At 68.3% G+C, this 978-nt stretch carries 1 pseudogene; it reads right to left on the bottom strand.

The features are described from left to right. Window positions 1–928 (bottom strand): annotated as a pseudogene (locus tag AAH979_RS43055) (IS5 family transposase); the annotation flags it as partial. Between the last annotated feature and the right edge of the window lie 50 nt (window positions 929–978).

The following is a 978-nucleotide window of genomic DNA, read 5'->3' as shown; positions in this document are numbered from 1 at the left end:
TAGGCCGTGTCTCGTGGATCTCGGGTGAGGTCGCGTAGCCAGATCTTCATCGTGGCGACGTCGACGGCGGCCTGGTACATGAAGTCTCTCTTGTCGTAGCGGGTGGCCACGGCCCGGAACTGCTTGAGCTTGTTGATTGCCCGTTCGACGACATTGCGCTGTTTGTACAGCTCACGGTCGAAGGCGGGCGGGCGCCCACCGCGGCTGCCCTTGGACACCCGCGCGGCGACCTGGTCCTTCTTCTCCGGGATCACCGCCGTGATCCGGCGCCGACGCAGCTCAGCCCGGATCTTCTTGTTCGTGTACGCCTTGTCGGCAAGCAGCCGGCCCGGCCGAGCGCGAGGCCGGCCCACCCGGCGCCGGATGCGGATGCCGTCCATGACCTTGGCGAACCCGACGCTGTCGTGGCGCTGCCCAGCGGTCAGCGTCCGGCTGATCGGCCGGCACCGGCGGTCGGCGGCCAGGTGCAGCTTCGTGCTCAGTCCGCCGCGGGACCGGCCGAGCGCCTCACGATCACCCGATTCGCCCGATCCCGTCCGCCCCCTTTGCCATCGCCGGCCTGCTCGGACAGCTCTCTGGGCGGGTCACGGCGAGCACCAGCGGCGTGCTGATGCGCCCGGACCACGGTCGAGTCCACGCCGAGGGTCCAGTCATCGCCCTCTTCGGCATCGCAGTCGGTACGCAGCGCGTCGCAGATCCTCGCCCAGGTCCCGTCGAGGGTCCAGCGACGTTTGCGCTGGTAGACGGTCTTCCACGGGCCGAACCGGGCGGGCAGGTCCCGCCAGGTGATGCCGGTCCGTTCCCGGAACAAGACTCCAGAGATCGTCGTACGGTGATCACGCCACCGGCCACCACGCGGCGGATCTGCAGGCAGCAGGGGCTTGAGCAGTTCCCACTCGGCGTCGGTGAGCTCGAACCGTCCAGACACGACAAACGTGTTACACCCTCATCCCCAACAGATCCACGAGACACGCCCTA

This window comes from Plantactinospora sp. ZYX-F-223, from assembly GCF_039649625.1.
Lineage (GTDB): Bacteria > Actinomycetota > Actinomycetes > Mycobacteriales > Micromonosporaceae > Plantactinospora.
Note: the sequence above shows the minus strand (reverse complement) of the source record. Positions and strands in the feature narration are given on the sequence as shown.